The 5,794-nt window shown below is 34.1% G+C and carries 6 protein-coding genes and 1 pseudogene; all 7 read left to right on the top strand.

What is annotated here, in order from left to right; all coding sequences use genetic code 11:
- Window positions 1-121 precede the first annotated feature (121 nt).
- The 7 genes and pseudogenes from DW917_RS09975 (at window position 122) to DW917_RS09945 (ending at window position 5,676) form a co-directional block, all read left to right on the top strand.
- A complete protein-coding gene (locus DW917_RS09975; RefSeq protein ID WP_370453528.1) occupies window positions 122-313 on the top strand; it encodes a transposase in 192 nt (63 codons plus the stop codon).
- A gap of 418 nt (window positions 314-731) precedes the next feature.
- The gene (locus DW917_RS09970) at window positions 732-1,769 is read left to right on the top strand and encodes a hypothetical protein (protein WP_118118324.1); all 1,038 of its coding nucleotides are present in this window, start codon (window positions 732-734) and stop codon (window positions 1,767-1,769) included.
- Window positions 1,750-2,403 carry a hypothetical protein gene (locus DW917_RS09965; protein ID WP_118118322.1) on the top strand — a complete coding sequence of 218 codons (654 nt, stop codon included), beginning with the start codon at window positions 1,750-1,752 and terminating at the stop codon, window positions 2,401-2,403. The genes DW917_RS09970 and DW917_RS09965 overlap by 20 nt, the downstream gene beginning before the upstream one ends.
- A gap of 1 nt (window position 2,404) precedes the next feature.
- Entirely contained in the window at window positions 2,405-3,421 is a 1,017-nt protein-coding gene (locus DW917_RS09960; RefSeq protein ID WP_118118320.1) for a nucleoid-associated protein, read from the top strand.
- Between the two features lie 256 nt (window positions 3,422-3,677).
- Window positions 3,678-4,133: a hypothetical protein gene (locus tag DW917_RS09955; RefSeq protein ID WP_147344160.1), complete on the top strand. Its 456-nt coding sequence runs from the start codon at window positions 3,678-3,680 to the stop codon at window positions 4,131-4,133.
- 12 nt (window positions 4,134-4,145) lie between these two features.
- Window positions 4,146-4,430: pseudogene (locus DW917_RS09950) on the top strand (transposase); the annotation flags it as partial.
- A 220-nt stretch (window positions 4,431-4,650) separates the two neighbouring features.
- A complete protein-coding gene (locus DW917_RS09945; protein WP_233524699.1) occupies window positions 4,651-5,676 on the top strand; it encodes a BT4734/BF3469 family protein in 1,026 nt (341 codons plus the stop codon).
- Window positions 5,677-5,794 lie beyond the last annotated feature (118 nt).

The raw sequence follows: 5,794 nt of genomic DNA, 5'->3' as shown, positions 1-5,794 counted from the left end.
AAAGCGGAGCTAAGACCGAACAGATAGCCTCTCTTGTCAGAATGATATTTACTCAAAAGCGTGAGCGGGTTGTCTTTAGTAAGGAAGAACGTGAAACCATCTATGATAAGCTGACCATTATATAGACATCCCAGATATGCCTTTGGACAACAATGATACCGAACGCCTGATCCGTGACATGGTGATGGGTAAGAAGGCTTATTTGTTCTGTCGTGACTTGGAAGCTTGTAAGCGTGCAGCAATGATGTACTTCTTGTTTGGAGCATGTAAGGTGCAAGATAAAATCCTGAGCGTTGGCTTTGTTATGTGTTGAAGCACATAGATTCTACGCCTGAGGATAAGTATTATACTCTTCTTCCTGAGTTCAGGGAAGATTAGGAACAATAAAAAATGAATTTCAAATTTAGTCAAATTAAGGTATAACCTCCATTAGCTTGTACTGATGGAGGACTAAACTTTGTATTCTTGTCTCAAAATTAGAAAAATGATGCCGCCGTGCAAAGTTACAATATTATTTTGAGATATGCAATACGGCGTTGAGCGGATACTTACAACATGACGAGACCTCTGATTGTTCGTCAACCTTGTAGCGAACCGGTTCAGAGCGACGGGAGGAATGGTTACATCCCTTGCCCTTTTGGAAAGGGCGAGGGCTTGGGAGTGGGTTAAGGCCCCCCTCTTCGTAGAGGAGGACAGAGGAGTCGAAAAAATAAGAATAAAAATAACGCATTATGGCAAATCCTAAATTAGATTTTTTCCGTTTTAAGTTGAAGCATAAAACGGGTACAAACAAGACTTTTAGAGATTTTATGGTAGAATGTGGAAAATGTAAAAAACGAGATTCTGATTCTAAAATATTCTTAAAGCTATATGAATATTTTATGAATGAACTTAACACGGATTTTGCAAGAAATGATTCTATTAAGAAAGTCATGACTTTGATTAGTAATAAAGGCAGACGAATCATCAATAAGCATTGGGATGAACGTCCTTGCCCTCTGTCTGATAAATATATTATTGCGGGCGTTGTTAATGGAGGTACATACGGGAAAGAACGTATTGTAACCAAATTGAGTAAGAAAGATGAGGCAAAAAATTTGGCAGTAGATCAGCCAGTTTTGCAGTATTACTATATTTTCTTGTACTTTCCTGTTGATCATAACGAAGGCTTTGTGATGATACATACTGATAGTGCAGAAGAATCTATATCAAATTTTGCAAGAAGTTATATTGCAAAGCTATTCAGTATAGGTGATTACCAAAAGCCAACTATGAGCATATTTGCTCCAAAGTGCTTTCAAGATGAATATAGAGAAGGTGCAGTATTGAAAAGTATGACTTTCAAGACAACATTTGTAGATAATCAAATAGAAGAGGATAATCCTATAAAAGATGTAATGGGAGATTATGAAGTAAAAATCAGTATAACTCCAAAAGGTGAAGGAGACAAAAGTTTAGGTATTATGGAAAGTATCAGAAATTATCTAATTGGTCGTACTTTTGGAGCAAATAACTATTCTAAGCGTTTAGAAGAATTCGATAAATGCACCGTTAATACAGAAAATAGTGATACCAAATCACGTAAGACATTTGATTGGGATATGAGAGATGCAGAACTATCTCCGGTTGTTTATCTAAATGATAAAGTATCAATCAATGACGATGGTACAGTGAACCTAGCAGCATTAGATAGTTATTGTAAAGATCTGTTTGATAACCATATATTAAGAGAAATAAGACCAGATAAATATGTTGACAGAGTGGATTAGGGCAATATTCATATTTGCAAGAAAAGGATACCATGCAATAACTACGGATGTGAATAATAATGGTTTTTCTCAAAAATCAATAATGGTTTATCATATTTTCTTTTTGTTCATTTCTGTTTTGTGTGTAATCTTTTTACCAAATGGATTAAATGAAGAGTTCATTGACTATATAAAGGATATATTTGCTATATTTATAGGATTCTTTGTCACAGCTTTGGCTTTGATTTATGATAAGTTGAATATATCAAAGATTCCTTCTCAAAAAGATAAAGACAATATGCCAGTAGAGGATAGACCTACATCAAAAGATATCCTTAGAATGAAGCAAGAACACAACTATGTCATTCGATTTTTTTATTCAATAGGTTTCAATATTCTTTATGCTACATTGACTTTACTTTTATTGATACCTATCATATTCTGGAAAAAGTTTTTCTCTTTAAATATATCAGAGTATCAGATTGTTGGAAACTTAGAATATTTGAATAAAGAATCTATTTTGTTAGGATGTCATATAGTTCTTTTATTTATCTACAGGTTACTTCTTATATTACTTATAGTCAAAGTGTTTTTTTATACAGTTTATATGATAACAAGTCTCTTACAGGTATTAATCTCAAAGAAAAAAATATAATATGGATTTTAAAGAAGCATATATAGATAAGATGATTTGTCATAGGTTCAGCTTAGACAAACATAAATGTTTGGTTAATCATATAGATATGGATATGGCAAAGTTGGATCAGGCTTTTTTGAAAGATTTTTTCATTAAGCCGTTTAATCGTGAAAAGGTCCAATATTCATTTGTCCATTCTGTTGATTTGAAATATAATATAGTATATAATACTGTAGTTGATATTTTCAATGGAGGTAATTTTATAGAGGACTCTATATCAATCTTTAAGTATTTAGACAGTGTTTCTACAATGCCCACAATAAAAGATGGTGATATCTTCATAGTAAAAATAGAGGATGTTTTAGATGAAGATACGTATTGTGAGGCTATAGGTATTTATAAAATTGAATCTAAGAATGAATTTATAGAGACTACTGTTGATTCGCATGGTAATATGGGGGTTTCTGTAAAAACAGGATATACTTCCCAAAAAATAAATAAAGCATGTTTAATAGTTTTTACTAAAGATATGCCTGTAGGCTTCATTATAGATAAATCTAAGGATTCTAAATTTTGGAGACAAGATTTTTTGGGAATGGAAAACAAGATGACTCCTTATAGCCAGTCTAAAGGACTTGTACGTTTGATGGAGGGATTTGTAAATGATAAGTTATCAAAAGAATCCTTAGTCTCAAAATCTGAGCAGGTTAGAATTATAAACAGCTCTATAGAATTGCTTTGTAAATCAGATAAGATTAATGTTGAGGAATTGCAATCTGAAGTATTTCAAGATACGAACATTTTGAACATGTTTGAAGAATATCGCAAAGCATATGAAGAGCATGAGAAAATAAATATAGAAAAATGTTTTGAAATAGACAAAAAAGCATTGACAGTTCCTAAGAAACTACGTAAAATTAAATTGGACGATAACGTAGAATTATGCTTAATGAAAACGGGTAATTTTATAGAACGTGGCTTTGACGAAAATAGTGGCAGAAATTATTATAAAATATATTTTTCAAAAGAAAAATAGACATGAAATAGTTACAACTTATGGATAAATTAGAAGATTAATGTTTCTGTAAATGGAATTTATGTTGTAATATTTGATTGTCAAATGTCTATGTATTACAGGTTTTCTGTTTCATAAGTATAAAAATATAACTATTCTGCTATTCCATACAAGCAATTCTTTGCGTGGTTCAAGAAGCATGCCAAGGATGCTGTTATCCCTGTTGAGGGCCTGACTATGCCAGCATGAAGGACTTAGTGTCTATATTGGAGGGATTATGCTAAGGCTCTCAGGTCTTGACAACTTCTACTACTTACCCATGCTTCATGATATGAGGTATAAGGGCCCTCGTTTTTCAGAGATTATACGTAATACATATCATCGTGCCCCTCTCAACGGTGACATCTATATTTATATGTCTCGGGAGCGATTCCAGACACATTGTGGTCATCATAAAACCTATATGTGGTGTTTGGTAAACCCTAAAGCCAACATCGTGATATTCTTCTATGAGGATACGGTAGATAAGTATGGCAATCGGAAGAGTGGTGGTCGTAACCATGTTTATAAGCGTGAGGACTTGTATATAGAGAAAGGTTATGATGCAGAAAAAATCAAGGAGATGCGCAATGACGAGTATACCCGAGGTATCGTAGACAAACTTCAGAATGAGATGTACAACTTGATGGTGAACAAGATGGATGAGTTGCCTAAATTGATGCAGCAAGCATAGAACTATCTCCATAAGTTTTGGAAGCAAGTCTTTGCCTATCGAAACGATGGTGAATATTCCATAGATAACATGGCTGCGGAACGAGCGATGCGGTCCCAGACCATACAGCGCAAGGGCTCGTTGTTCATCGGTAGTGTACAGGGTGCATTGAGATCAGCAATGTACAATACCTTTATCCAGACTTGCAAGCAAGTCGGAGTCTCGTTCAGACAATATTTCAAGGCTTTGCTCAAGGCTGTGAAATCTGGTAGAACGGACTACGAGAACCAACTTCCGATGACAATCTGCTTGAATTAATGAAATTTTTAGTGAAAGAAATTAAAAAATGAGATTTGCGGGCTTTGCAAAAAGCTTGCAAATAGGGGCGTTGTGACATTTTTGGACGCTTACTTTCTGATGAAATCTTCAAAAAGAAAGGTGCTTTTTGCGTATACTCATGTATTGTAGAAAATTTGGTATAAAATCTGATTCCCTATGATAATCCGATTAAATTAATGAATTTTAGAGTTAAAGGATCATGAATTCTACTGATTTGTATAATTTAAATGTTTCATTCTATGATACCACATGGAGCAATAAGCGAATGGATATGCCTATTCAACGTGTTTTGAATGGTATTCGTATTTGCGCATATGGTAAAGAGGTGGATGCCGCGCGTGCTTGTCTATTTAATGGTGATAAGCCTGGCTATGATGCCATTAAGACAAAATTACCAGCAGTTACTTTTTGCGGAACTTTCGAAAAAGGACATAAAGCAGATGAATGCAACCATTATAATAGCTTACTCGTTATTGATATAGATAAATTGGATGAGATCTTGTTTGAAAAAACTAAGAAATATCTACTCGAAGATCCGCATGTTGCTGCTTTTTGGGTTTCTCCTTCAGGGAAAGGATATAAAGGTTTGGTTCATTTAAAATATGATGATTCGTTGATGGAAGTAAACCTGAAAGATAGGCATACCATGGCTTTTAGGCAATTGTTCCTGTATCTGTATGAAAAATATGGGATAGAACTGGATTCCAGCGGTAAGGATATCTGCAGATTATGTTATATGTCTGCCGATGAAGATATTGTCGTAAAAGAACAAGCTGAAACTTTTGAAGTGAAGCCTGATGTCTTGGATGGAGTTGAAGATAAAACAAAAAAATCATCAACAAAGCAAAATCCAAAGGCAACAGTCATTAGATGTATTGATCCAAAAGACTGGAATGAAATATATGGTAAGGCTACAACATATGTAAATAATGGTGTAAACAGGAGTAAACTGATTTATATATATAAAAAATTGCGTAAAAGGGGTATTTCGATTACCAGTTCGTACGAGAATTGGGTAAAAGTAGCCTATGCAATAGCCTCAAGCGTACATCCTGAAAAAGGAAAAGAATTATTTTTGGATTTTTGCCGTTTAGATGGCATCAATCATGATGAAGTAAGAAGCGAGAGGTTAATATGGAAGGCATATTCGCAAAATCTTGGTAGATGTAGTATTAGTACAATCCTATACTTGGCAAGGGAAAAAGGTATCGTGTTGGATAAGTGAGGCTGCATTTGCGTGTGGTAAATTTTAACATGAAATTTGGTATAGAAGGATATCCTCTCATGTTGTAATAAATTAAGACCTAAATTCCGCAGCATTTTAGTTTAACTTATTTTATAAG

It is taken from the genome of Prevotella sp. AM42-24 (genome assembly GCF_003461825.1).
Lineage (GTDB): Bacteria > Bacteroidota > Bacteroidia > Bacteroidales > Bacteroidaceae > Prevotella > Prevotella hominis.
The sequence above is the reverse complement of the archived record's forward strand: the minus strand, read 5'-3'. Positions and strand labels throughout refer to the sequence as shown.